22 protein-coding genes and 1 tRNA gene are annotated in these 26,139 nt (G+C 55.2%); 12 read left to right on the top strand and 11 right to left on the bottom strand.

Annotated elements, in window-relative coordinates; translation table 11 throughout:
- Window positions 1-20 precede the first annotated feature (20 nt).
- Window positions 21-1,901, bottom strand: coding sequence for a C45 family autoproteolytic acyltransferase/hydrolase (locus tag SH410x_RS17215; RefSeq protein WP_473669242.1), 1,881 nt, complete (start codon window positions 1,899-1,901; stop codon window positions 21-23).
- Between the two features lie 391 nt (window positions 1,902-2,292).
- On the opposite strand from SH410x_RS17215, the gene SH410x_RS17210 reads away from it, so the two are divergent.
- Both SH410x_RS17210 and SH410x_RS17205 read left to right on the top strand, forming a co-directional pair.
- Complete coding sequence (locus SH410x_RS17210) at window positions 2,293-3,702, top strand: hypothetical protein (RefSeq protein WP_473669240.1); 1,410 nt, start codon at window positions 2,293-2,295, stop codon at window positions 3,700-3,702.
- Between the two features lie 587 nt (window positions 3,703-4,289).
- A complete protein-coding gene (locus tag SH410x_RS17205; protein ID WP_473669238.1) occupies window positions 4,290-5,327 on the top strand; it encodes an alpha/beta hydrolase in 1,038 nt (345 codons plus the stop codon).
- Here SH410x_RS17205 and SH410x_RS17200 read toward each other — a convergent pair.
- The gene (locus tag SH410x_RS17200; protein ID WP_473669236.1) at window positions 5,306-6,973 is read right to left on the bottom strand and encodes a prenyltransferase/squalene oxidase repeat-containing protein; all 1,668 of its coding nucleotides are present in this window, start codon (window positions 6,971-6,973) and stop codon (window positions 5,306-5,308) included. The two genes, SH410x_RS17205 and SH410x_RS17200, sit on opposite strands and share 22 nt — an antisense overlap.
- A 467-nt stretch (window positions 6,974-7,440) precedes the next feature.
- Between SH410x_RS17200 and SH410x_RS17195 the strand changes: the two genes are divergently transcribed.
- Window positions 7,441-7,514, top strand: a tRNA-Met gene (locus tag SH410x_RS17195).
- Window positions 7,515-7,946: 432 nt separating this feature from the next.
- On the opposite strand, the gene SH410x_RS17190 is transcribed toward SH410x_RS17195, so the two are convergent.
- The 5 genes from SH410x_RS17190 to SH410x_RS17170 all read right to left on the bottom strand — a co-directional run bounded on the left by SH410x_RS17190 (window position 7,947) and on the right by SH410x_RS17170 (window position 11,849).
- Window positions 7,947-8,549, bottom strand: coding sequence for a ZIP family metal transporter (locus SH410x_RS17190; protein WP_473669234.1), 603 nt, complete (start codon window positions 8,547-8,549; stop codon window positions 7,947-7,949).
- Complete coding sequence (locus SH410x_RS17185) at window positions 8,546-8,674, bottom strand: hypothetical protein (RefSeq protein ID WP_473669232.1); 129 nt, start codon at window positions 8,672-8,674, stop codon at window positions 8,546-8,548. Before SH410x_RS17185 ends, SH410x_RS17190 begins: the two co-directional genes overlap by 4 nt.
- An 87-nt stretch (window positions 8,675-8,761) precedes the next feature.
- The gene (locus SH410x_RS17180) at window positions 8,762-9,466 is read right to left on the bottom strand and encodes an argonaute/piwi family protein (protein WP_473669230.1); all 705 of its coding nucleotides are present in this window, start codon (window positions 9,464-9,466) and stop codon (window positions 8,762-8,764) included.
- Between the two features lie 730 nt (window positions 9,467-10,196).
- Entirely contained in the window at window positions 10,197-11,339 is a 1,143-nt protein-coding gene (locus SH410x_RS17175; RefSeq protein ID WP_473669228.1) for a hypothetical protein, read from the bottom strand.
- A 171-nt stretch (window positions 11,340-11,510) separates the two neighbouring features.
- Window positions 11,511-11,849 carry a helix-turn-helix domain-containing protein gene (locus tag SH410x_RS17170; protein WP_473669226.1) on the bottom strand — a complete coding sequence of 113 codons (339 nt, stop codon included), beginning with the start codon at window positions 11,847-11,849 and terminating at the stop codon, window positions 11,511-11,513.
- 131 nt (window positions 11,850-11,980) lie between these two features.
- Between SH410x_RS17170 and SH410x_RS17165 the strand changes: the two genes are divergently transcribed.
- The 4 genes from SH410x_RS17165 to SH410x_RS17150 are packed head-to-tail and all read left to right on the top strand — an operon-like array spanning window position 11,981 to window position 18,527.
- A complete protein-coding gene (locus SH410x_RS17165) occupies window positions 11,981-14,776 on the top strand; it encodes a class I SAM-dependent DNA methyltransferase (protein WP_473669224.1) in 2,796 nt (931 codons plus the stop codon).
- Window positions 14,777-14,825: 49 nt separating this feature from the next.
- The gene (locus SH410x_RS17160; protein WP_473669222.1) at window positions 14,826-15,092 is read left to right on the top strand and encodes a hypothetical protein; all 267 of its coding nucleotides are present in this window, start codon (window positions 14,826-14,828) and stop codon (window positions 15,090-15,092) included.
- Window positions 15,089-17,263: a hypothetical protein gene (locus SH410x_RS17155; protein WP_473669220.1), complete on the top strand. Its 2,175-nt coding sequence runs from the start codon at window positions 15,089-15,091 to the stop codon at window positions 17,261-17,263. Before SH410x_RS17160 ends, SH410x_RS17155 begins: the two co-directional genes overlap by 4 nt.
- Window positions 17,256-18,527, top strand: coding sequence for a GIY-YIG nuclease family protein (locus SH410x_RS17150; RefSeq protein WP_473669218.1), 1,272 nt, complete (start codon window positions 17,256-17,258; stop codon window positions 18,525-18,527). The genes SH410x_RS17155 and SH410x_RS17150 overlap by 8 nt, the downstream gene beginning before the upstream one ends.
- Before the next feature lie 615 nt (window positions 18,528-19,142).
- Here SH410x_RS17150 and SH410x_RS17145 read toward each other — a convergent pair.
- The 3 genes from SH410x_RS17145 to SH410x_RS17135 all read right to left on the bottom strand — a co-directional run bounded on the left by SH410x_RS17145 (window position 19,143) and on the right by SH410x_RS17135 (window position 21,476).
- A complete protein-coding gene (locus SH410x_RS17145) occupies window positions 19,143-20,597 on the bottom strand; it encodes an IS701 family transposase (RefSeq protein ID WP_473669018.1) in 1,455 nt (484 codons plus the stop codon).
- 220 nt (window positions 20,598-20,817) lie between these two features.
- Complete coding sequence (locus SH410x_RS17140; protein ID WP_473669216.1) at window positions 20,818-21,237, bottom strand: HNH endonuclease; 420 nt, start codon at window positions 21,235-21,237, stop codon at window positions 20,818-20,820.
- The gene (locus tag SH410x_RS17135) at window positions 21,234-21,476 is read right to left on the bottom strand and encodes a hypothetical protein (RefSeq protein ID WP_473669214.1); all 243 of its coding nucleotides are present in this window, start codon (window positions 21,474-21,476) and stop codon (window positions 21,234-21,236) included. Before SH410x_RS17135 ends, SH410x_RS17140 begins: the two co-directional genes overlap by 4 nt.
- A gap of 188 nt (window positions 21,477-21,664) precedes the next feature.
- Here SH410x_RS17135 and SH410x_RS17130 point away from each other — a divergent pair, with 188 nt between their 5' ends.
- Both SH410x_RS17130 and SH410x_RS17125 read left to right on the top strand, forming a co-directional pair.
- Complete coding sequence (locus SH410x_RS17130) at window positions 21,665-22,021, top strand: hypothetical protein (RefSeq protein ID WP_473669212.1); 357 nt, start codon at window positions 21,665-21,667, stop codon at window positions 22,019-22,021.
- A 1-nt stretch (window position 22,022) separates the two neighbouring features.
- Window positions 22,023-23,228 carry a hypothetical protein gene (locus SH410x_RS17125; RefSeq protein ID WP_473669210.1) on the top strand — a complete coding sequence of 402 codons (1,206 nt, stop codon included), beginning with the start codon at window positions 22,023-22,025 and terminating at the stop codon, window positions 23,226-23,228.
- A 369-nt stretch (window positions 23,229-23,597) separates the two neighbouring features.
- On the opposite strand, the gene SH410x_RS17120 is transcribed toward SH410x_RS17125, so the two are convergent.
- Window positions 23,598-24,257, bottom strand: a complete 660-nt coding sequence (locus tag SH410x_RS17120; protein ID WP_473669208.1) for a metallophosphoesterase family protein — start codon at window positions 24,255-24,257, stop codon at window positions 23,598-23,600.
- 312 nt (window positions 24,258-24,569) lie between these two features.
- On the opposite strand from SH410x_RS17120, the gene SH410x_RS17115 reads away from it, so the two are divergent.
- The 3 genes from SH410x_RS17115 to SH410x_RS17105 all read left to right on the top strand — a co-directional run bounded on the left by SH410x_RS17115 (window position 24,570) and on the right by SH410x_RS17105 (window position 26,121).
- Complete coding sequence (locus tag SH410x_RS17115) at window positions 24,570-25,091, top strand: hypothetical protein (protein ID WP_473669206.1); 522 nt, start codon at window positions 24,570-24,572, stop codon at window positions 25,089-25,091.
- Window positions 25,091-25,756: a DUF2726 domain-containing protein gene (locus tag SH410x_RS17110; protein WP_473669204.1), complete on the top strand. Its 666-nt coding sequence runs from the start codon at window positions 25,091-25,093 to the stop codon at window positions 25,754-25,756. Before SH410x_RS17115 ends, SH410x_RS17110 begins: the two co-directional genes overlap by 1 nt.
- A gap of 161 nt (window positions 25,757-25,917) precedes the next feature.
- On the top strand, window positions 25,918-26,121 hold the full coding sequence (locus SH410x_RS17105) for a helix-turn-helix domain-containing protein (RefSeq protein ID WP_473669202.1): 204 nt from the start codon (window positions 25,918-25,920) through the stop codon (window positions 26,119-26,121).
- Window positions 26,122-26,139 lie beyond the last annotated feature (18 nt).

The following is a 26,139-nucleotide window of genomic DNA, read 5'->3' as shown; positions in this document are numbered from 1 at the left end:
ACGGCTGCCTCCCAAAATCTCTACTCCGCAACGTCTGGGGCGGGCATCGTCTTCAGCAGTGCGTGAAGATCCATTTTGACGTAGGGTCGGTTCGCCGCGGGCTGAGAATGGCTGGCGTTGGCGACATAAAAGACGAGGTCTTGGGGAACGAAGAGGACATTATGCAGATTCGAGGACATCGCCACCGGTCGGCTCATCAGCCACTTCGCGACCTCCACATCCACCTCCCCGTAATTCTCCTCGATACGCTGACGCAACGTTTCTAACCGCCCGCCCGCCGAGAGTACAATCGCGTCCTCGATGCCTTCGCCGAGTCGTTCGTGCGATTCACCGGGATGGATGAACAGCAATGTTTCAGGAGTTGCCATCACGCCCACGGCCTCGTTGGTCTTCCCGTCGGCAAAGACATAGTAATACTCACACGTCCGCGGGCTGGACGTCCAAAGTTCCTGCACTTCCTGCAGCGTGCTGCATTCTTCCAGGGCACGCCGCATCAATGTCGCCATCGGAACACCATCCCATTGGCCCTCGCCATGACCGCCCATTTCACCCAGCGATATGGATTGGTCATTCATCCCGCTAACACTACCCATGAACCCTGCATAGCCAATATTCGCAAAGCTGTGTTTGCCGTCGATGGAGATAATAAACGTCGTCGCGGAATCTTGTAGACCGATGGTCGTCATGTAATCGAGAACTCGACCATGCAGTAGCTTTCCGTCTGTGGTGGCGTCGCCGAAGAGAGCAAATCCACTGCAATGGAAGAGTTCCGGGAAGACGTTGATCGCTTGTGCGGTTTGTGGGTCCAATTCCATCGCGTCCGCAAACGCAAGGGTTTCGGTTTGATGATCGTTCGGGATGAAGGGGGCGAGCCTGTCGTAGGCCTTGTCGAGATCGTGGCGGAACCAAGTGCCGGTGCGAATCGTGTTCACCATTCCAAACGTGTAGAGAACCGAATCGATACAACGCTGAGCCTCGTCGGCCAACAGAGCTCCATGGGCATGCCCCACTTGCTGCGGCGTCCCATGCAGCAGAACCACTCGCTGCCCCTCCCGCCAACGCAGCTCTCCGTGGGCTACCTTGCGGTCGCGTTGCGGCGGGTCAATCAGCTGACGCGAAGGAAGCAGAATCTCCATCGCTCGGCGGACACCTCTCGCGACGGTTTGTTCAATCTCTTTGCGCTCGATCAAGACCGTTTCGTATCCCGGCCAATCAAAGGCATCTGCCATGGCAGGGATCTCCGTTTCAATTTTCACGATTGCTGAATGTTGATCATCCACCTCGACCGCGATGTTCCGGTTGCCATCGGAAAACTGCAGCGAGAAATCGTCTGAAAATTGCCAGCGACGCTGTTCCTGGTCGAAGTCCGGCTGAATGAAGCTGGTCAATACTTGAGAAACCACCGCCGGGTCGCCCCCTAAGATGATGGGCGCATACACAGCGGCCACCGACCCGGGGCCAATCAGCCTGGCCGCCATCCCCTCAGGTGCTAACTGGTCCTCGCCCGTGATCGCTCCTGTCCCTGCAAAGACAACGTTATGGTGCGGAAGTGCGAACGCCGTCCCGTTCTTGCGGCGACGAATTTGCAAACTGTAATCCGAATGCGTAAGTTGGATGTCGAAGGATTCACTGTCAAAGCGAATCAATCGAGCATCGACGCGTTGAATTTGATCATCGATTTGGACATCAAGCTGTGCGGATACCGCGAACTGCTGAGATTTTCCCGACAGAATGGACATCAGAGGCCGAATCGATTCTGCCAATTGTTCGCTACTCGAAGCCGCAACACGGGTTTCCTTCGCGACAGCGGTTCCTTCCCAGGCAGCTATGAACGACAGAACGACAACCAAAAACGAGAATTTCTGAATCGGTAACCATCGGATCAGCAGAACGCAGTTCATCGGCAGGGCCCCCAACAAGGATAGACTTTAAGAAGCCACTGATTCTATCAGAGCGAAAGGGGCCGGTTGGCAACGATCTGCCCTACAATCGATTTCTGCACCAAGAACGTCAACACTGAGACAGCCTTCCCCTCCCCCCTCCGCACCCACCTCCATTTCACCTCAGACCAGGCCGATTCGGCCATTCCCATTGGGATTGATCGGCCGATCAGTGGTCGAACGCTCGCGACGTCGGGGTTTTCGACCGCCGAGCGTGCGACCACCAACTCTGACCGTCTTTTCCGCTCGATGCCTTGCCGGGCCAATCGGATTTGGTTGCCCGTCGGGCAGAGCATCCTGTATCGACCGACCTCGCTTCCTACCTTTCTCGCATCCTCACCGGAGTAACACCATGATGACTTCCCCTAGCGGTGCTTTCAGCCGCAGAACCATGCTCGCCGCCGCCGCAGCCGGATCCGTCGCCGCCCGCGTCGGGGCGGCTGCAGACCAACCCTCGCCCACGGAGAATGGTCTGCAGCTAGGCGCCTTTCGGTTCGACGTTACTCCGCCCGTGGGGCATCCCCTTTGCGGAGGATGGATCAAACCGGTCGCAGCCGTCGATGACCCGTTGGAGGCGATCGGGTACGTGTTGCTGGGGTGTGGGAAACCAATCGTGGTCTGTGTTGTCGATTGGACAGGCTTGCTGAATTCGGCCCATCGAAATTGGCGACAAGCCTTGGCGGATGCCGCCGGCACGACGATCGATCGAGTCACCGTCCACTGCGTCCACCAACATAACGCACCGTTTGCCTGTTTGGATGCCAACGAAATTCTCGCTGCACAAGGTGACTTGCCACTCACCGTGGACCGAGCATTCTACGACCGCTGCCTTGCCGCGGCGGGGCACGCTGTCGAAACCGCGATGCAGGCAACCGTTCCTATTACCCACATCGCTTCCGGGCAAGCAGCTGTGGAAAAGGTTGCCGGCAACCGCAGGCTGATTGGTCTGGACGGAAAAGTCCAATCGCAACGTGGCAGCAGCTCCCGGCTGGCGGCGCACCAGCAGTTCCCCGAGGGGCTGATCGACCCGATGCTTAAACAGGTGGCGTTTTATAACGGCGATCAAAAAGTCGCCGCCAGCTACTATTACGCTTGTCATCCGATGAGCTACTACGGCGACGGCCGAGTCAGTTCGGACTTTTGCGGTCTCGCCCGAAAACAGATGCAAATCGATGAACCGGATTGCACGCACCTGTATTTCAATGGCTGCGGCGGCAATATCGGTGCCGGGAAGTACAACGATGGTTCGAAGGAAATGAGGCCCATCCTGATGAATCGCATCTTGGCGGGGATGCGGGAGTCAGCAAAAACTTTAGTGCCGCGCGAAATTGACTCCGTGAACTGGGTGACCCAGGACATCCTGCCGCCGGTGAATCCAGCGATCGATGAAGACAAACTGATGACGCAGATTTCGGATTCGGGACAAAGCGTCGTCAATCGCAATCGGCCCTCCTATGCCGTCGCCTGGTCGCGGCGGATCAAAAAGAAGATCCCCATCACCCTCAGTGGGCTGCACATCAACGATGTTTCGTTGCTCCATCTGCCTTCGGAGTGTTTCGTCGAATACCAACTTCGGTCGCAGGCTCATGCTCCCAACCGGTTTGTCGCCTGCGCGGCATACGGGGATGGTGGCCCATGGTACATCCCAACAGCGGACGGCTTTCCCCAAGGTGGCTACGCAGCCAGCGTTGCCTGGTGTGCCCCAGCGGTCGACCCCATTCTCTCCACGGGCATCAAAGACCTACTCGCCAACGTGTCGTGAACGCATCACCCGCATCGCTGCGTTCGCCAGAACGTGGTTTTCGCCGTCTGGCGAGCATACCTACGTCAGTGTTTCTGGATCATCCGACGGACGCGTGCGGCGGAGGTTTCGGAGGCATGTCTCAAGTATCCCGTGATTTATTTGTGGGATTGGATTGACAGCGTTAGACTGGGCCTGGACCGCTAAATCGTTGGGGTTGACGCTATCATCCTGCCTCTGCATTTTGATTCCACGCGAAGCAAAAACGTCCCCGTCTCCCCGCTCCTCCACGAAGCGTCGGGGAGAGGGGAGACGGGGAGACGGGGAGACGGGGACAATTTGCTCTGGTCTTCAGGAGGCGGAGCTGCAGAAGAAAAATGGAACCCATACTGGATACTGGAGCGATCCTTAAAAAAACTGCCGCTGTACTCCCGCGCACCCTTCCGCCGGACGAGCCGTTTTTCTTCACGCGATGCGAATCCGCCCCGCCGTCGACATCCCCGCCATGCCACTGGCATCAACCGCTGCGAACACACAATATGCAACGCGATTGAAAAGTCCGCTTTAGAACTCGCTCTTTCAAGCCCACACTCGCCTGCCATCTCATTTTGAACCCTCTCGCCGCCCTGCGAAATCGCTTCCTCGATCACTTCCTCGATCGCTGCGTGCTACGCCCGTCACGCCATGCCATCCACGCTGGCGATCTGACGCGGTACGAGCTGCCGCTGCGCCTGCCCGATTCCAATCAAGCAACCACTCTCGAAGCGTTCCTCGCCACCAATCGACCTCTCAACGCGATCCCATCGGGCTCGCCACCGGGGTACGTTCGCGGATTGCCCGATGGGTTGAACGTTCCACCACCCCGGACACTTGTCATCAAGTTTCCCGGCACTGCCGGTCGTGCCGAGCGATCGTCTCCGTTCCCCGCCAACCTGATTGCCGCTCACTGGGACGAGGGTGCGGGGGGATCACGCGATAGCGAGAGGGGCGGGGGAACGGGGGGGCCGGAAGCCTTGTGTCGGGCGGGGGCGTCGATCGACGACGGGGACCACTACGAAGTTTGGACTTGGAACCCGCCGGGCTATGGGCGGAGCAGTGGTCGAGCAAGCCTCGCCAACCTCGTTCCAACGGCCGAGGCGTTCATCTCCCAAGTCACCCGGGCTCGCTCTGGATCACAGACTCAACTTTGGTTGTGCGGGAACAGTCTCGGCTGCCTGCCCGCGCTATCGCTCGCGGCGAGATTGCCTGATTGGTTGCCACCGAATGTGGCACCCAGCAATTGCCTGCTCTGGTTGCGAAACCCGCCTGACCTCGCCAACACCATCCTGCGAGTCGCTGACCGCTATGCGGCCCGAGCTTGGATGCAGCGTGTCGTCGCCCACCTACCCGAACAACTCAGTGCTCTTGATAACGCAGCGAAATGCAACCTGCCAGCGGTCTTCCTGATGTCGGAACACGACGAACTGGTCCCACCACCGCTGCAGCGCAGCATCCACGAAGCCTACGCTGGTGACCATCGTGTCGTGACGCTCGCGGACCTCGACCACGGCGGAGTGATCGATCACCAACATCGCGACGAAGTCCAATCCGCTGCCAACTGGCTCTGGAAAAAAGCTCCCCACTCCTACTCTTTGCCCATCTTATAGAGTGGCAGATGGCGATAATAAACTTCGAGGCAATAGATGCAAAAACACGTCGTGTACAGTCTTCCCGATGCGTTGCCATATTCGTCAGCTTGAGGCGACCAACTGCCCGTTTCGCTACCGCGTTTGACCTGCATTGCCGGCAACACCTGTTTCATGTTGTTGTTCCAAATCGTCCATCCCGAGCCGCCGAAATGGTGCAGTGCCTGGGTCGCGTAGTACCAGTAATAGACATTCATGCCGTCGCGATTGATCGGCCAGTCCTGGACGAGTGTATTGAGCCCGATCGCCATTGGCTCACGTTCACGCGACCATCCCAGGTATTGGCGACACAGCAATCCTTCGGCCGTCATCGTCTGACTCGGCGGGCGTCCTTCTTGGTAGGAGTACCCCGCCCCATCCTCGACGGAAACTCGGTCCAAATAGCTTTGAACCGCCGCCAGCGTCGAATGCTCCACATGAATCCCCGCTGATTTCGCACTGACCAGGGCCATCACGTACCATCCCGTCACGGACAAATCCGAATCACTGCGCGGCTGGTACCGCCAGCCCCCCGATTGCGACTGGGCACGCACACAATACTGCACCGCCGCTTCGGCAGCCTGACGCAGTAGGGAGTCCTGCGTCATGCCGTAGAGTTCGCACACCGCAATCGTGGCCTGCGCGTGCGCATAGGATTGTTGTCGGTCAGGCTCACCCTCCGCGAAAAATCCGTTGCGTTTCGACTGTTTGTTCAACAAATATTTCAGGCCTTTGCCGACCGTGTTGGCATAGGGACCGTCCAGGTGCGTATTGCCATCACCCTGAAACGCCAGCAAAGCCATCGCGGTCGCGGCGGTCGTGTTTTCTTGGTAGGAGCCATCCTCATAGGGACCGCGCAGACTCCACGACCCGTCTTTACGCTGCTGGCGAGCCAGCCACTTCAAGCCGAGCTCCACCGCTTTTTCCGTCTCGGGACTGCCGTCCATCGCCAGCAACGCGGCCTTCATCGCGCCGCGACGTCCACCGAACATCGGTTTGACCTCCATCTCCAGCGACGTCTCGCCGATTTCCACCGGCACCATTTCGGTCGGCTCGGCGATATCGATTGATTCGATCAGCGATTCCACATCGAGATCGACGGGGTCCTCCGTCTCCTGCTCAGTATCCTCCTGCTGCACATCCGCGTTCGAGCTCTCGAGCGAATATTCTTTCAACTCCGCCGACTCGCTTTCGGGCGCCTCACCAAACTCCAGCACCAGCGTGCGAATGCCGTTGCTGACCGGCAGCGTCCATAACGCGAGAGCCAACAGCAACGCGATATGGATGATCATGCTCACCAACCACGCCGGAATAGACTTCCGCACCGGAGCGAGCAATTCGTCTCCGTCCTCCTCCTCCCGGCGCGCCGCCGCCTCACTCGCGGACTCGTTCGCCATCTCGCTCACAGGCGGCTCGGCCGGGACCTCGCCACGCCAACGCGATCGGCTCCCATGGTCGACCGACGGTTCTGCCCGTCGCGATTCCGCAGGCTGTCCGCCCGCCACGTTCTTGCGAACGCTCGTGACCGGCTGTTGTGGCGCAGCGACCGGTGGCAAGGTCGCGCGAGGAGGTGGCGGAGGCGGATTCTGGCTGGGCGTTGCCGGTCGCGGCGGCACGGCGGATGGCACGGGCCGTGGCGGACGTGGGGGTGGGGGACTCGGCACGGGGGGAGGTTGCGAATTTCCAACCACATTCGAATTCGGTGGCAGGGGCGATAAATCGCCTGAGCTAGATGCCGAAGGAGGATCCGAATGGGACATGGACATAGAGCAAACCTGCAATCCCGACTTGAGCGGGAGTTGCGCTGTTTGAAGTTCGAGGGAGGAGAGATAAGGTGAGCGGGCGCCTCACAACGGTTCGAACGTAACAACCGAACTGAGGCGAGACAACTACGTTGAGTTTACCCCAGCAAAATAGGCCGCGCGGCAGTGAAATGAAAAACTTTCGCGACAAGACATCATCCACGGTTGACAGCACGAGCACAATCCGCCATTCTCTGGCCCAGACAAGTCGCCTGCGACACACTCCGAAACAGTCTCTCAAAAAGGGTCAGTTTTCAGTGAACCAGGACTCAAACGAAATGTCTACTAAATACCGCGGGATGGAGCAGCCCGGTAGCTCGCGAGGCTCATAACCTCGAGGTCGTCGGTTCGAATCCGGCTCCCGCAACTTCTCTGAAAGGTTGGAACACGTTCTGACCCGCAAGTAAACGAAAAGCCGACGTGTGCTCCACGTCGGCTTTTTTCGTTTTATCCCGTTATCCCGCAACCACTTGCGTCAATGTTCGCGGCGGCGGTTTCTTAGTCGTCTCAGAATCCTGAGAACACGCTGGCCGGCACTCGCGGCCGGATTTCGGTTCCTGGGCCAGAATTCTTACGTTCTCTGTGTCTTAGCCGGTTTGGGTTAGGAGCCGTAGCGACCTCCCTTTCGGTCCAGTTGAGAACCGCGTTTGCCCCTGAAAATCGCGACGTTTCCAATCACCCACTTCGTAGCGACCCACCGAAACGGAGCACAAACACCGTTTGCCGGGTCATGTGATTTAGAGACACTGAGAAGCCCAAATTGCCGGCTTCCAGCCTCAATGGAGAGCGGCGATGCGAACTATCCGTTGAGCAAGACTTGGCCGACGACGCCGAGTAAGAATCCGAGCACGGCACCGATCGCGGGTGCCCTTTGGTTCTCGACCTTCGATTGAGGTGCCAAATCTTGGAACGTCAAATACAGAATCCCGCTGGCGGCAAACAGCATGATGAAACCGACGACTCTTGGGTAAACCGCGAGATGCTCGTAGCCTACCCACCCAGCCAGCGGACCCAGCGGGATGCAAGCCGCCAGCAACAAAACGAGATTCTTACCGCCGATATCTCCGGTCGCATTGAGCTCGCGATACGCGTTAAATCCCTCGGGCAAGTTTTGCTGCGCGATCAAAACCGCCAGCAACAATCCGGTCTCCTCGCCGTGCGCGAAGGCGGCTCCCAGTGCGATCGCCTCGGGGATGAAGTCGGACAGCATCGCTACCAACTGGGCGATCGAACTCTTCGACCGCGCCAGCAGTGTCTCCAGTCCCCAGAAAACAATCGCACCGGCAACGAAGGCGGTAACGAAGGCGGTAACGATCCAGCCCAGCGACAACTCTTTCACACCATCTGGCACCAGCACCAAGGCAACGGCCGACACCAAGACGCCGCCACCGAACGCAATCACGCTGTGACGAAACTCTTCTTCGATTCAATGGGGGAAATCTTCTCGACCATCGCGATCGCACCACCAATCGGAATGGCAGCCCCAGCCATCGTCGTCAGCAACAACACCTGCACCAATTCGTTCACAATGAGTCCCCGCCGCGTTTTCCGAAAACGGCTGCCTCACTGCCGCCCACCAAGTTACCGGTTAACCCGTAGGGCTAGTGAAGCTATCTAAATGTAGTATTTGAACTGTGGCCTCGGCTCGAAGCCGTCTGACATCTCTTTCATCACTCCGCCAACACTTCTTGAAAACTTCAAGGTGATCGGTTCTGTCGAAGCGAAGAAGGATGAATTCCAGTTCAGTTTCGTTAGGGACATGATTTCACGGCAAATTTCCTCCATGGAAGAGTCACCGTGGTGTTCTGAAATCTCAAGCGGTGACGGAACGTGACCATGTGGAAAACGCCGAAGGGTTGGAATGTAGCCGGTTGTGTAAAGAAATGTACGGGAACCAACAGTGAACTGAGTTCCCCTTAACACTGGATAGCTCGCTTGCCGCAACAGACGTATCCGATCGCTGTAACGAAACGAAACCAGATCGTGCTCACGGACCGATTCGAGAGCCCTGCGAAATCCAAGCAATTCGCCCGGCCAGTACTCAGAGCTCTTGTGTATGACAATACGCTTTGGAGTGTGACCGGTTTCCCGGCTGTAGCGCTTCACCGCATCGTCAATCAATTGCTTAGCTTGGTCTTCATTTAGGTGCGGACTTCTTCCATTGGCACTCTCGTCCCACTCGAAGCTTTTTCCGCGTAGAACGATACCTTCGCCGCGTTCGTCAAATGCCTGGGCAACGCTGGTTCGGATCGTACCCTGCTGTGTTCCCAATGCCTTGAAAAAACTGATTCCAATGAACAGTGATCCAGCTGAGTCCATGATTGGCCCCCACGGGGCAGCGCCGACCTTGTAGTGCATTCCGGTGAAGAAATTCCAAGCGCACCGAGACTTGTGGTCAACGTTTCGTGAAGCTGGCGTTGCCTCTGTCGTGTGCTGCAGCAGGATTTGCGTTGGGATCCGATATCGCATCAACTCCGCCTTCAACGCCCGCCGAAAATCTCGATGCACTCTTCCAGCGTCGGGATCCTTGTACTCAACGGTCTTGCAGTGTGCCAGGAGATCATCGGGCAATGCAAGAACTAACACCTGTGGTTCGGAATCCAGTTCGCTGAGGTAGTGAGCCTTTTCGGATATTAGTCGCAGTGCTTGCTCGAATCGATCGCGTCTGAACTTTAGAGAGCTGATCGCAGCAATCTCGTTTGTCGTAATTTTTTCGCGCCACTTCGTTGACATGGACAAACGCGAATAAAAACCTCGGTCTTCTTTGTAGCCAGGGAAATCCAAGTTGACGCCATCGCCAGCGACGCCATCGGCACAATCGCTAATCCATTGCTCGGCTAACCCAATCGACTTGCCAGAACCAATGAACCCAACTCGCACCGTCGATGGGTGCTGGTGATCGTCCTCAACAAATCGCGGACCGTACAACGACAGCCCAGCTTGAGGCGATACATGCTCTCGTTCGCAACCAAACCGGATAGCTGGTTCGTCGTGAAAAATGCAAGTAACGCGAGGGGTAACAAGCTCGCCACTCGCCGAGATTGCTGATTTACTCATGTCTGATTCCCGAACGATGGTCAATCAATTGGTGGTACTCCGAAAACGAAAACAAGTCATCCTCGTATTCGATTTCGTCTGGCTGCGGAATGTCGCCATGAACACCAGGCCAATTGACGGTTGGCTCCACGAATTGAGATTGAATGACCAGCGACTGACCGCCAAAGTCAAACAAGATGCGAGGCGTTCCGTTGCAGAAATAGTCACGCCAAAATTGCAACTCTTGTCGATAGTCAATGTTGTATATTCTAGACTTCCGACTGGTTGCTTTCTTTCCGGTCGCCTTGCCTGCTAGTTCCGCCAGACCATCTTTGGTGAACCGGCGTTCGGGTCGAATTGAAAAACACCAGCTTGAATCGCCGACTTTTTCAAACCGAAGGCTAACCGCCAAGTGTTCCCAATAGCCTTTGCCTTTTCCAGTTTTCTTTGACGTTGGTTCCCATGCGACACCGAGCGTCGACCAACGTCCGGTCAGCGTTTGGTATCGAACCGACCGTTTTTCTCCGGATTCGTCAGGGTCGAAGTAGTAGCGGTTGTGATCTCGGTCAAGTTGCAATCCTTTTCTGCCGGTCATCTTGTTCAGCGATCGATTCAACAAATCGACATACCAGCGCAAGCGATCTGGGTTCGGCCACCAATCAGAGAATGCATCCTCATCACGCACGTCCGCATGGTCGATCAAGTCGGCAAAGGGCGAATCGACTGACTCAAGATCGCAAAACGTCATGAGTCGCTTTTCTCGAATGATGTAAGGCGTCATGAAACCGACGCCACCATGCTTAATGAGGCCAGTCTTCACTGCTCGCTCACTGACAGTGCATGGTGCCGAAAAAATGTAGCGAGGCATCCTCTCGACCGGCAGAAGGCTGCTGGAGACGACTTCGTCTTCATAGTCACCAGGGTCAAAAGTACTGCGAAAGCGATCCTCGAATGAAAGCTGTCGGTCCACCCAACGCTCATGTTCAACTCGCATCTGTACCAGACGATCGACGGTATATTTTTCGTGTTGTCGATCGATAATCGTGTGGTGCTCCGTGCAAAGAACGATCAAATTCTCGTATCCGTCGATTTCGCCGCCTGGAATCGTCTTGTCTCGACGTGGTCCGTCATCCCCCTGACCGACGATGTGTGCCATTTCGCCAAGAATTACATCGGGCGTCTGTTCATCGCCTTCGAGATACAGCTTCCGTCGGCAGCCCGGAAAAGCGCATCGACATCCCGATCGAGTCCAGAGAATCAGCTTCGTCCGTGGTTTGATTGCCATTCGCTCCGTCTTGCCCTTTGATGTCAAGTTTTGCTGACTTGCCTAATGCCCGGCTGTTTTTTCGACCCGCTTTACAAGCGATCTAAGTTGCTTCTGATCGCAATTAGCGAGGACTCGAAACACTTCAGGCTGCTCGAAGATGCGATCTGCCATTTTCTGCGGTAGATGGCGAGCCAAGAGAAGTAGTTCGTCTTCGTCCGCTTCCAACACATCGGCCAAGCGGTGGATCAGTGACTCCGACGGCGAACCGTCGAAGTCGAGTCGACCGCGTTCAACTTTGCTGAGGTACGAGAAGCCGACGCCGACCAGCGGTGCGAGTTTGCGCAGCGAGTAACCCTTCGATTTGCGCAACTCGCGAATTCGGGCACCGAATGCATTCATGTTGATCTGCCTGCCTGCTTGTTACCGGACGCAGATAATCTTACATTTGTAGCAGTCCGCAGGCAACATGCTGCGTGGCGACGAAACCATGTATTTTTGCACCACAATTATTGGCACGAGGGATCGAGCGATTGAACGCAGTTGAAATTGAGGAGGCAGTCAGCAAGCTGGTTGAAGCAGCGTTTGATGCGGCGGAGTTTCCGTATGCGTTCCTGGAGGCGTTCGGGAACAAAGACGCGACGATCAAGCGTCTGCGCAGCGTCGGAAAGAACACCACCAACAAGTCCGATGTCGAGGGCGATGGCGTGGTTGCTGTGCTGCAACGAAACAACATCCACATCGCCAGTTGCGATGGCGGCGGTCCTGATGTGGTCGCAGATTTGCTGGGTAAGTTGACCGATAGTGCGGCGACGGCGAAGCACAAGGCGAAGTTTGCTCTGGCGACCGACGGTGATACGGTCCATGCGGTGAGTTTGAATTCCGACGAACCACCGTTGGTTTGCGAGTTCAGGGACCTTGACGATCACTTTGGCTATTTCATGGAACTTGCCGGCATCTCGACTGTTCGGCAGATCCGTGAAAATGCGTTCGATATCAAGGCGACCGGGCGGCTGAACCGGTTGTATGTCGAGCTACTGCGGAACAATCCCGATTGGGACGGTGACACACGCCGAGAAGAACTCAATCATTTCTTTGCTCGCCTGATCTTTTGCTTCTTTGCCGAGGACACTGGCATCTTTCACGGAAAGGATCTGTTTACTGAGACGGTTCGCCAGATGAGCGAAACGAATGGCGGGAACACGCATTGGGTTTTGGCCGAGTTGTTTCGGGCGATGGACGTTCCGATGAAGGATCGCGACGCGGCGAACCTTCGTCCGTTCGCGAGCCAGTTTCCCTATGTCAACGGTGGTTTGTTCGGCGGCGGCACCAGCGAAGACGACGTTCCCAAGTTCACCCAAATCGCTCGCTCGTATTTGCTACACATCGGTTCGCTCGATTGGACGCGAATCAACCCGGACATCTTTGGTTCGATGATCCAGGCCGTTGCCGACGATGAAGAGCGTGGGGCACTGGGCATGCACTACACCAGCGTGCCTAACATTCTCAAAGTGCTCAATCCACTTTTCCTCGACGACCTGCATGAGAAACTGAGAGAGGCCGGCAACAACGCTCGCAAGTTATTGAATCTCCGCAAGCGGCTGGCCCGCATCCGCGTGTTCGATCCGGCATGCGGCAGCGGCAACTTTCTGGTCATCGCGTACAAACAGATGCGTGCGATCGAATCGGAGATTAACATTCTTCGCGGCGAACCGGAACGGGCGTCGGATATTCCACTCACGAACTTCCGCGGTATTGAGCTACGGCACTTCGCTGTCGAGGTTGCTCGACTGGCGTTGATCATCGCCGAGTACCAATGCGACGAACTCTATCGTGGCCAGCGATTGGCACTCGCCGAGTTTCTGCCGCTCAACAAGGAGAACTGGATCACGCACGGCAATGCGCTGCGTCTGGATTGGTTGAAGGTATGCCCACCGACCGGCACCGGTGGAATCAAGTTGACTGAAGACGACTTGTTTCAGACGCCATTGGAGCAACCGGAGATTGATTTCGAGAATGAAGGTGGGGAGACGTATGTCTGTGGAAACCCGCCGTACAAGGGAGGAACGGAGCAAAACAAAGAACAAAAATCCGACATGTCTCACGTGTTTGAGACATTGAGTAGCAGTTGGAAGTCGCTCGACTATGTATGCGGATGGTTCATGAAGTTTGCAAACTACGCCAGCAATACGCCCGCGACTTGCGCATTTGTTTGCACAAATTCGATTGTTCAAGGTGAGCAAGTTGCAAGACTCTGGCCTCTCATTTTTGCGCGAGGGCAAAATATTTGCTTTGCTCATCAGTCATTTCGATGGGCGAATCTTGCCTCATACAACGCTGGCGTCACTGTTGTAATCATTGGGCTTAGTCGCATTGACTCTGCAGCAAAAATCTATTTCTTGGAGAATGGAACTGAATCCAGATGCCGCAGCGTTGCTTTCATAGGTCCGTACCTTGTGCCAGACAACGCGACAATTGTGCGTGCAAGAACTCATCAACTATCGGGCGTCGGAAGTTTAATTAATGGAAGTAAGCCGGTCGACGGAGGGCACCTGCTCTTGTCCTGCGACGAAGCGAGGCGGCTACGTTGCAGCGCCGAACATGCTGTGAAGTTTGTCCGCAAGTATATGGGGTCCGAAGATGCCATTAATGGAAAGCACCGATTTTGCCTTTGGATAGGTGATGATGAGAAAGATGCTGCGACTGAAATCCCGGAGATCGCAGATCGAATATCGAGAGTAGCGGAAATGAGACGAGAAAGCCCAAAGCCGATGACACAAAGAGGAGCTGCGACCGCTCATAGGTTTCAACAGACTCGGCAAATTGGCGATGAGCTGCTTATCGTCGTGCCGAGTGTGTCCTCAGAGACAAGGCAGTTCATTCCGGTTGCCGTCGAACCAAAAGGGACCGTAATTAGCAATCTGGCGTACGCGTTTCTTAACGAAGCACTATGGAATTTGTCGTTGGTCGTATCAACCATCCACTTGGTTTGGATTGCAACCGTTTGTGGAAAACTTGAAACTCGAATTCGTTATTCAAGCACTCTCGGCTGGAATACGTTTCCCGTCCCAACGCTCACCGATCAAAACAAAGCCGACCTGACTCGCTGTGCCGAAGACATTTTGCTGGCGCGAGAGTCTCATTGGCCGGCGACAATCGCGGATTTGTATGACCCGGACAAGATGCCGGATGATCTGCGGGCCGCTCATGATCGAAACGACGATACGCTCGAACGCATCTACATCGGTCGCCGCTTTAAGAACGACACTGAACGGCTCGAAACGCTATTTCGGATGTACACCGAGTTGACGACGGGGAACGCGAAATGAACCGATCACCAGCGAAGTCTATAATGAGTTACGTTGCGAGGTCATGTTGATGCCGCTTTCTTCGATCATCTGGGATCTTGATGACGACCCCGAAGGAAATGTTGTCCACGTTGCTGAACACGGCGTGGCACAAGAAGAAGTCGAAGATGTCCTGGCAAATCCAACGGACAGGGACACAAGTCACTCGTCCGGTTATCCCGTCGCGTTCGGTGACACTCGAACCGGCAGGCACCTGATTGTGGTCTACGAACAGATCGACGCAGAAACTGTATATCCCATTACCGCTTACGACGTCCCAAGACGCATGCAACCATGAAGCGAATCAAACGAGATCGTCGACTTACCTCGGAAGAAGCGGCGAAATACAAAGCAGTTCGCGAGAATGTCGCTACCGAGTTGCCCGACTTGGTTGCGCGACACCACGATCGCATCGCCGCGAAAGCAAGTAAACCAAGATCAATCCCGTCGGTGTCGGTACGCTACGCGGGCGATGGTCGTTCGACGCGGGCGAACGAGATGGGCATGCGCCCGATGCAAGAGCGCGTGTGGCAATTTCGTGGCGAGCAGTATCTTCTGCTCAAATCGCCGCCAGCCTCGGGAAAAAGCCGGGCGTTGATGTTCGTTGCACTCGATAAGCTGCATCGACAAGGACTCAAACAAGCCATCGTGGTCGTTCCCGAAAAGTCAATCGGGGCCAGCTTTGCAGATACACAGCTCACTCAGGGCGGGTTTTTCGCCGATTGGAAAGTAGAACCGCAGTGGAACCTGTGCAACGCACCCGGCACCGATGGCGGGAAGGTCGACGCGGTCGGTAGATTTCTGGCGAGCGATGATAAGACGCTTGTTTGCACGCACGCGACATTCCGTTTTGCGTTTGAGAAATTCGGAGTCGAGGCATTTGATGATCGGTTGATTGCCGTCGATGAGTTTCACCATGTATCAGTCAGCGAAGACAACCGACTGGGCGAGTTTGTGCGTCAATTGATCGAGCGAGACAAGACACACTTGATTGCGATGACAGGCAGCTACTTCCGCGGCGACGCTGCCGCCGTGCTGATGCCTGAGGATGAGCGCCGTTTTGAATCTGTTACCTACACCTACTACGAGCAACTCGCAGGCTATCAGTATCTAAAGCAGCTCGACATCGGTTACTACTTCTATTCAGGAAGTTACATCGACGACCTGCCGAAGGTGCTTAACGAAGACGAAAAGACAATCATCCACATCCCCAACGTCAACAGCCGAGAAAGCACGCAGGACAAGCACAAAGAGGTCGAGCATATTCTCGAAACCTTAGGCGAGTGGCAAGGGACTGATGAAACAACTGGGTTTCAATTGGTCAAGACATCCACCGGTCGTGTATTGCGGATTGCCGACTTGGTTGATGACGAATCAATAAAGCGTGAGAAGGTGGCTGCGGCGCTTCGTGAGCCAGCAGGCCGCAACAATCCGAATCATGTTGACATCATCATCGCTTTGGGAATGGCAAAAGAAGGATTCGACTGGGTGTGGTGTGAGCACGCGTTGACAATTGGTTACCGCAGTAGTCTTACTGAGATTGTGCAGATCATTGGCCGCGCGACGCGAGATGCTCCCGGCAAAACGCGATCCAGGTTCACAAATCTGATCGCGGAACCTGACGCAGGCGAGAAAACGGTTACCGAAGCGGTCAACGATACACTCAAAGCAATCGCGGCGAGTTTGCTTATGGAGCAAGTTTTGGCTCCTCGTTTCGAGTTCCGCCCTAAGACGCCCGCCAACGTGCCTCAGCCCGGTTTGGACTACGGTCCGAATGGCTACGACGACGGTGGTTGCAATGTTGGGGTGAACGGAGAAACCGGGGCCGTTCAGGTTGAGATCAATGGATTGGCTGAACCGGAAAGCGAGGAAGGAACGAGAATCTGTCGCGAAGACTTGAATGAAGTCGTGGCCAGCTTTGTGCAAGATACCCGGACGGTTCAGGATGGTCTGTTTAACGAGGACTTGCCGCCTCAGGAAACAACCCAACAACGGATGGGCAAGATCATCCGCGACAAGTATCCGGATCTCTCGGACCAAGATCAGGAAGCCATTCGCCAACGTGCGGTTGCTGCCCTGAATCTGATTCAACAGGCGACTCGCGCAACGCGTGGTAACGGTTCACCGGCGGCCAACACGGCTTTGATCGACGGCATTCGTCGCTACGTGACCGATGTTCGAGATTTGAATGTGGACTTGATTGACTCGATCAATCCGTTTGGCGAAGCGTACAACATCCTGGCTAAGGCGATGAACGAGGATCGACTACGTCAGGTCCAAATGGCAATCGCGGGCAGGCGAGTGCAGTTGACACCTGACGAGGCCCGTGATCTAGCGAAACGCGCTTTGAAATTCAAACAGCAGCGAGGCAAGCTTCCGTCGCTCACCAGTCAGGATGCGTGGGAACGACGGATGGCGGAAGGTATCGCGTTTCTGGCTCGCATGAAGCAGGAGAATGCCGATGGGTAAGAGAAAGACTGCAAGCGTCAGTTTCACTGATGATGACGAAGCACTTCTCGCCGAACTTGGTGTTGAAACAGAGGTAAAGAAGGTCAAAACCTACACACCAAAGCAAGAGCGGATCATCGCCGGGTTTGAGGACATTCAACGTTTTGCTCGCGAGCACGGCCGGTCGCCTCAGCACGGCGAGGGTAACGACATTTTCGAGAGGCTGTATGCTGTGCGACTGGACCAAATTCTGGCCGATGCTGAATGCTTGGAATTGCTGCGTCCTTTGGACGACGACGGTTTGCTGACTGACCGGGTTGCCGAACCTAGCGAGGACTACGAGGTCGGCAGCGATGATGAATTGCTTGAGGCGTTGGGTGTCGGGCCAAGCGACGACGACATCACAACGATGAAGCATGTCCGGACGGCATCGCAGCGAAATGCTGAACGCTCATCCCCGGACGAGGTCGCTCAACGGAAACCGTGTGACGACTTCGATGATTTCCGGCCGGAGTTCGATGCGGTGCAGGCTGACATCGAAACCGGTCGACAGACGACGGAGCTTTACCGGACTAGCACGCGAACGAAGATCGCCAAGGGTGATTGGTTCATTGTTGATGGCCAAAAAGCATTGGTTGCCGACGCCGACAAATGGTTCATGCCAGAGCCGAGTAAACCTGGTCAGAAGGTGGAACGAGATCGACGGCTGCGCGTGATCTTTGACAACGGAACCGAGTCGGATTTGTTGCTGCGTTCGCTCCGTCGGGCGCTCCAGAAAGACGAGGCAAGCCGGCGTATCGTTCCACCCCAGCCGCAAACTGAAGAGGATGATAGCGACTTCGGCCCACTGTTTTCCGATGACGTCGATGACGACGACACGGCATCAGGCACGATCTACGTCGCCCGTAGCCTTTCCGAGGATGCGTTCATCCAAGAGAACCGCGAGGTGTTGCACAAGATCGGCGTCACGGGCGGCGATCCGGCTACCCGCATCGCGGGAGCCAAGAAAGACCCGACGTTCTTGTTGGCCGAAGCCGAACTGGTCGCCACTTACAAACTTGCGAACATCAACCGCAAAGCACTCGAACAAACGCTGCACAAATTTTTCGCCAAAGCCCGCCTCGACCTCGCCCTAGCCGACCGCTTCGGCGACAAGGTTCACCCGCGTGAATGGTTCCTTGTGCCGCTGCCGGTGATCGCTGAGGTGGTTGATCGAATCAAAGACGGCAGCATCAGTGGCTATCGATACGACTCGGAAACAGCGACGCTGCAGAAAATTGTCTGATCACGAATGAACGAACCGAAAAGCTTTCCGCAATTATCTACATATCGCCACGTGGCTGATGGAACTAGAGGATAAGAAAATTGTGCATTCGCATGCCCGTGACTTCCGTGCGTAGGCACTTTATTGACCATTCAGGAATCGGATTACCGTGTATCGACTGACCGAAAAGAGAAAGCGTGAGGCACAAACCGTCTTCGATAAATACACTCGTGACCTGCACGACCATCGCTGGATAAACACCACTCGCCTTGAAGCCGAGCTAAGGTCGATTTGGGATCTTGGATACCAGGAGATCAAGGATGTCATGATTGATATGGCGGAACACCATACAGAACTCACTCATCTATCTGCATTCTTTATGGAGCACAACAACCGGATGGGGGTGGTTTCAGAGTTTCAAGAGACCCTGGCGCGACTCTACGGTCTATCAGGTTGGAACACGGACTCGAACCAAGAGTCGGCGCGCAAAGCCTACTGGGAGCGAGCATTCGCAGTGATATCGGGGTTCGATCTAGATCATGGATCCGATCGCGATTCAATCATTACGATCACCTCTCTACTCGATCAACAACTGCTTGAGAGGATTCTTAGTTCCAGTTTTGCACTTTCCGCATGCTATCCGGCGAGCGTCGCCAGGAACGTGAGCAGACGTCTGGAATTATCGTCGGGTGTCGCAGCGAGCGACACCCCCGATAATTTCTCTTCCCAGGATTTGCGGCGTAGCGTCGTGAGCATGTCCGCGAAGCTCGGTTCAGACTTCCAGTGGTACCAAGGTCGATTCGGAAACTGGAGTTCCTCGTGGCCTTCGGTCGCGAACCACAGGATCGACAGGCTGTACAGGAACATCGCCATCGGAGCGGTTCGTTCGACCGCTTTGGGAGTGCGGTTCGCCGGATCTTCTAGTCCGAGATGTTGCTTGCAATCGAAGTGCGTCACTTCAATCGACCAACGTTGCGAGAAGATCGAAAGAATTTCCTGGGGCTTCATCGACACGTCGGTGCAGTAAAAGATTCGTGTCGGCCGCTGACCCACGGTGTCTTGCGAGAGCACCAGGCGAAGCAGTCGGTCGTTGCCGGCTTTGTAGTACAGTCCCGTGCGAGTTTTCACCCGCAGCGATCCGTGCAGCCCGTATTGATCGTAGTGGAGCGTTTGCCAACGTGAACTGTCCTGCTCCCAAGCAGCGGCATCTTTCAACCGCTCACCTTTCTTACGGCGAGGCCCACGACGGACGGTTGTTTCTTGAGGGGCCGGTGAGTAGAGCGCCGCCTTGGCATGAACTGGGCCAATCAACTCAAAGTTCTCAGGCAACTTCGACAGCACGCTCTTGCCGCTGTAAAGACTGTCGACGACGAGAATGAACTGGCGATCTGGGAACCATGCAGCAACCATGGCCACCATCTCAGCCATCAGTTCAGGCCGTGTTTTATGGGCTTTTGGATCGGGTTTGTTTTTCTTCTTGGCGTTCTCAGCTGCCTTCTTCTTAGCTGCTGCGGCTTGCTTGGCCTGCTTGGATGCGGCACGCACCTGCGCGGCGGTGGGATTCTTCTTGCGTTTGCCTTTCCCTTTGGCGAGCCCCTGGCGATTGCGATAGAGCCTCATGCAAATCGGCAGAGAAAAGACTTTCGTCGGTGCCCACCATGGATGAGCAATCACGATGCACAGGTCCACCCAATCGTGCCCCCAGTGACAAATTTTCTTGGACTTCGACGAACTCAACGCATCGTGGTGCATTCCAGCACCAAAGATCCCCAGGCCGCGTTTACGACAGAGGGTGTCATCCCCCGAAAGCACGATCGTGGCATCGGCACCGATCAAGTTGTTCAGGATCAACTGGGCCAACAGTTTCCAGAGATGATCGATGTCCCAAGCCGCTTGCGAGAAGAAGCGGTGGTAATCAGAGAAATGCCCGTTGCCAACGGAGTCGCTGGAAATAATCAGATCGGTGACATAGCGATGTCGGGCTGACAGAATCCAGCCGGTCATCAACAGGCGAAACGTTTGGAAGCTGGGAGCGGTGAAAGCTGGGGAGAACGTGCGTAGCAGAGTCTCGAACGAACTGGTAAGTTCCATGGTGGGCGGCTTCCGTGCCAAAGGATTTGAAAGTTTGAAGGTTCAAATCTCATTGGAACGGGCCGCCTTTTTCGTGCCAATATCAGTTAGCAAAAAGTGCAAAACTGGAACTAAGAGGCATGCCCCATGGAAGGTTTACCCGCGTCATCGCCAAATCACTCGTCAACACAGCGATCCGAAAGTTCCCCGGCGGAGTACCCGAGCCGGATGACGACGATCGTCATGAAGGCGGATGGCGTCCAGCTTCGACCCAAAGTATCCTCACTTCAACGACCTGTGGCCGATTCATCCGAAGCGATCGAATCGTTGCCTCGCCAACCTCGGTCAATCCGACGATCACCGTTCCATCGACCGACCAATCAAAATGTTCGAGCCAGATATCTTGTTGGGGATGAAACAAAACTGATTCACGACCGGCGTCCGTTGTTCCATGAGTCCGGTTTGATTTGAAGCGATTGCACGCCGGACAAGAGAGGCAAAGATTCTGGAACTCCGTCACCCCGCTCATCGACCTTGGGACGATGTGTTCGATTTCAAAGGTTGCAACAGTCAGCGATTCGGCTGTTTGGCAGTACGCACAACAAGCGAAAAATGTCTCACGAACCCGCCGCCGGAGATCGGCCGGAACGTATTGGCTCACGGGTTTTGGTTGTGTCGGCTGAGCGTGAACGCAGCACGCGCTTTGAGTAAATTCAGTTCGTCGATTTGTTCGATCAAATCATCGAGCTCTTTCGTTTCTTGTTCGCTCAGCTTTCCATCGGAGTTTCGAGCCAGCAAATCATCCAAATGAGATTGTGCCTGCGGAGCAAGCAAACCGCTGGCGAGAGCCTTCAAACCCGACACGCTGACGTTTGGCAACAACTTCGCTTCGTTTGACATACGATTCCCCAGATAGCCGTTGATTTCGCCCAAGGATACCAAGAAAGATGCCTGCGAATCCATACGAAATGGAAACGATCGACCCGCAAGAGTGCACCTGACGGTTTGCAATTGGCATGGCCTTTGATCTGTAGATCGGTCAGAATCCCGGTTTCACGGTTCACTTCGGATAAACCAGGAGGGCTAGGATGGCCATTTCACCCAAGAATCGCGCTCGAGCGCTCGAGCTCGCCAAGGAATTAAATGAAATCAATGGTGGTCGTTACCACGACGACGGGACGCCCAAGACCTTCGATGAGCTGGAAATCGAAACCAATGCCCTAACCGATCTGCTCAGTTCGATGGCACTGAACGATTCGGCCAAGGATCTGCCCGACGAAGAAAAGCCCATTCGCTGTCCAAAGTGCAAAGCCGTGCCCAAGCCGCACGACCCTGACGACGACGAGCCGATGATCATTCAATCCGCTCGCGGTGAAGTCGAGTGGATCAACGAAGGCTTCTATTGCCGGCGATGTCGCCGGTCTTTTTTTCCCTCGGCTCGCTGAATTGGCGCTTCGCGTTGAAGCCACCGTCAGCCCCAAGGTCGAACGCAAGATGGTTTACGCGGGAGCCAACAAGGCCAGCTATCAGATCGCCAGTGACGATTTGAAAGAACTGGCTGAACTGGACATCAAGACCGAACGGATCCGACTGGCTACGCTGCGAAACGGTAAGGCTCGGCGCGCACTTGAGAAGATCTTGCAGGACGCCTTCCTCGAGAAATCCATTCCCGATCAGAACTACTCGGGGCCCGCTGACAAAGAGGCTCCTGAACTGGCGGTGGTGATGAGCGATGGCGGTCGGTACCAGCGATTCGATCGCGCTGGCGAGAAACCTGAATCGGGTAGTTTTTGGAAAGAAAGTCGAATGGCGATCTTACTGTCGATGAAAACTAAGTCACACCAGGAAGATCCTGACGCGGAGTTGCCTGACTTCCTGCAAGACGTTTGCATCGCCAAAAAGCTTGCTGATATGGGGTGCGTTGCTGGCGAAAACCCCAAGGGCCAGCGCGTCGAGGTGACGCAGGAGTCTCCTTGGCAACGGCCTGAACTGCTCAGTAAAGACGTGGTTGCTAGCGGTCAAACCTGGAAGGAGTTTGGGCCGATGGCAGCCAGTTCCGCTTGGTACGCCGGCTTTTTCAAGGCGACTGAAAGGGTCTTTGTCTCCGATGGATCCTCGGCGATCGAAGAGATGCAGCAGCAGTGGTTTGGCAACTTCACGAGCGTGCTGGACATCATGCACGCATTGTCTTACAGCTTGGCAGCTGCCCGCGCGATCTACGATAAGCAGCCGCAATCATGGGAGTGCTATCGTCGTTTCGCAACATGGGTTTGGCAGGGAAAGGTCGACGAAGTGATCCTGGAATTGGATCAGCACCAGAAGGAACTTGGGGATCCTCCTGCCGATGCGAGCGACACGGACCCTCGAGAGATTGTTCGTCGATCGCGAGTTTACTATCGCAACCATCGGGGGCGAATGAACTATCCGGAGTACCGTCGGCGTGGCTATCCGCTAACGAGTTCGATCATGGAATCGACGGTCAAGCAGGTCAATCGCCGCATCAAAGGAAGCGAGAAATTCTGGTCGACCGCTGGCGGAGAGGCCGTTTTGGGCCTGCGAGCGGCGTACATTAGCGACAGCAAGCCAATAGAACGCTATTGGAAGCACGCCCAACAAACGGCCAACGGTTGCCGCGCCTACGTCGCAGCTTAAACCTGCAAACTGTCAGGTGCACTCGACCCGCAAAAGTACGGCGTGAACGGCTTGATCGTCGAACGTTGCTTCCTGATGAACCGTCGACGCTGGCGGTTTTTGGAGCGATCGCGGCCAAAGGTCTCTCGTGTCTCTGTACTATTTGACCTCCAGGTTATGAAGTCCCGGAGTGCTATCCGAAGAAAGTGGTCAACGTTTGCAGGGGTGTTCTGGGCCGAGGGCGGCGAGTCCAACGTCGTCTCATCGTTCCTAGAAAACGACGCATCCCGCTTCGTCCGGGAAGTCGAATCCGTCGAACTGTAAGTCGAAAGACGAACAAAACCGAAACGCCCGCGGAGGAGAAATCCCCCGCGGGCGTCTTCGTGTTGGTTAGAACTCGATAACAAATCCGTTGTTCTTCAGTTTGGCTGCGAGATTGCAGCATGAGCAATTGATGTATCGCGTCGCACCACGAGTGAACATCCCGTAGTTGCTGATACCTTTCTCGTCATGCAAATGACCGAAGGCGTGAATCTTCGGCTTGATCCGTTCTTCGACGTGTCGTCGCAGAGCAGTGCAGCCGACCTGGACGAGTTCCTTTGACTCGGTATCGTGCGTAATATCCAAGACACCCTTTGGCGGACCGTGCGTAATGAGAATGTCCACATCATCGGGAACGGATTGCCAAACGAGATCAAGCTGTCCTCGCTTCTTCATGTATGCCCAATCGTGAAAACGAGGCGTGTACGGCGAACCGAACAACTTCAGCCCGTTCCACTGCATCGACTCATGGACCAGGAACCGAACACCGGGGAACTCCTCGGCGCGGATCAGTCCCTGTTCCACCGCAGTAGAGTGATTCCCAGGCACGAACACCTTGGTTTCGATATCTAACGCCGAGTACCAATCGAAGAACTGTCTCGCCTCGGGTTCATTCATCCAAGCATTGCCGTGCGTCGACTCATCGCCGCAATGAATCACCAAGTCCACTTCAGGAACCTGCAATCCAAGGTGCTCGTTGTGAGTGTCAGAAATGAACCAAATCTTCATGAAGTTACGTTCGATCGTTTAAGAGTTTTCGATCTCGACAAGTCGCCAACGCGAATATTCGAGGCCTTGTTCGGAATAGGACGGTATCGGCTTGGAAGAAGGTTCATCAAGCTACCCGATTTAGCGAATATGCCTGATCTGGTAAAATGTGGCTGAAGCAAAGAAAACTAGGGTTCCGTTCGGTAGGGGCAATGCGTGGGCATGGGAAAATTTGGAATCGTTTCGACAATCATTTCAGTCATTTTTGGGCTGTTTCTTGGCGGCAACACCGCGAGGGCGGATGAGCCTTCCGCATCCCCCGAGCCGGTAACGATGCCGGTTGAACTCTTCTTCAAAGAGATGCAATTACTCGCTCGGCGCGTTCCAGTCGGCAATACGAAACTGGAGCAAGAGGATTCACTGGCAAAGCTGCGTGAGGAAATTCACGCGAAATTCGATGGCGTCGTTTTAGAGTACAAGGTGCAAATCGCTTCTGTCGGTTGGCGGAATGATTTTGCGACGATCAAGACTCAGTCGCCGATTCGCAAGTACAAGCCATCAGCGAGGATGCCTTTTAACATTGCAACGACGCAGCCGCTCGCCATTCCGATGTCGCGGGAAGAGGCTGGGGCCTTGCAAACTCGCAAGCCATTGTTGTTTCGTGGCTCGCTGACATTTCTGGACGGGAAGTTTGGAGCGGTGGGACGCCCTCCGAAGTCTCAGTCTGTCTTTTGGGTTCGCAGTGAAAACTATAAGACGGTTATTTCCATTGGGACATTCATAACCGAAGACTACTCCGTTTCAGTCGGCGACGCCGAGGTGTTTACTCTTCACGTCGAACCGGAAGCCGAATGATGGCCAGCAATCCTAAACAAAGTGGCTGTCTTGGTTTCTTTCTGAAACTGTTGGGCATCGGTCCAGGTGCTGGAGCAGGGCGTCGAAAGAACGACCTCCCGTACCGACTACGAGACAATTTCCTGTCAGCCGCCGAGTTGGCCTTCTATCGTGTCCTTGAGCAAGCTGTCGGGCAATCCTACTCGATCAACAACAAGGTGCGACTGTGGGACGTGCTGTACGTCCCGCGACGAGACGACAGCCGCACTTACGAAAACAAGATCAGCAGCAAGCACATTGACTTCCTGCTTTGCGATCCCACCGCGATGCAGCCCGTTCTGGCGATCGAGCTTGACGACGCAAGCCACAATCGCAAGGACCGACAAGAACGCGACGCCTTCCTCGACCAAGCTCTCGGCGCCGCAGGTCTGTCGATTCTGCACATCAAAGCCGCCCGCACCTTTTCGATCACTGAGGTCCGGCAACAGATCGCGGACGTTCTGCCCGACACCGCATCCATCACGTCCGCTCCACCAACATTGCTGGCGTCATCAAGCGAACCCTCCTGCCCAAAGTGCCACACCGCAATGGTCCAACGCAAAGCAGCGAAAGGAGCACACGCCGGCAAACGCTTCTGGGCGTGTACCAACTACCCGAAGTGCCGGGAGATAAACGGCATCGATTGAGTGATTTGTGCCATTTCTAGGTTGTGGCGCAGATTGAACGTTGGATTCTTTGGCAATCGAACAATCCTCTTGATCGAGTCTGATTGTTGACGTTCACAACCTTTGGTAAGGTTGCGTCGAGACAGACGGATCAACTCATTCCATCCCGAAACGGGGGAAATATGAGCACCGACAGCGAATTCATGACAGTAAAAGAAGCGGCTGAGTTTTTGGGCGTGTCACCGAACACGCTCCGAAGCTGGGGCGCGGCCAAGAAGATTGCGGAGTATCGACACGCAGTGAACAACTATCGCCTCTTCAAGCGAGTTGATTTGGAAGAACTGCGTCAGAAACTTGATAGTCCGACTCTTTCGGATGATGAGTGAGGCAGGCGGGAAATAGAA

The sequence above is a fragment of the Rhodopirellula sp. SH410 genome, from assembly GCF_055811895.1.
The sequence above is the reverse complement of the archived record's forward strand: the minus strand, read 5'-3'. Positions and strand labels throughout refer to the sequence as shown.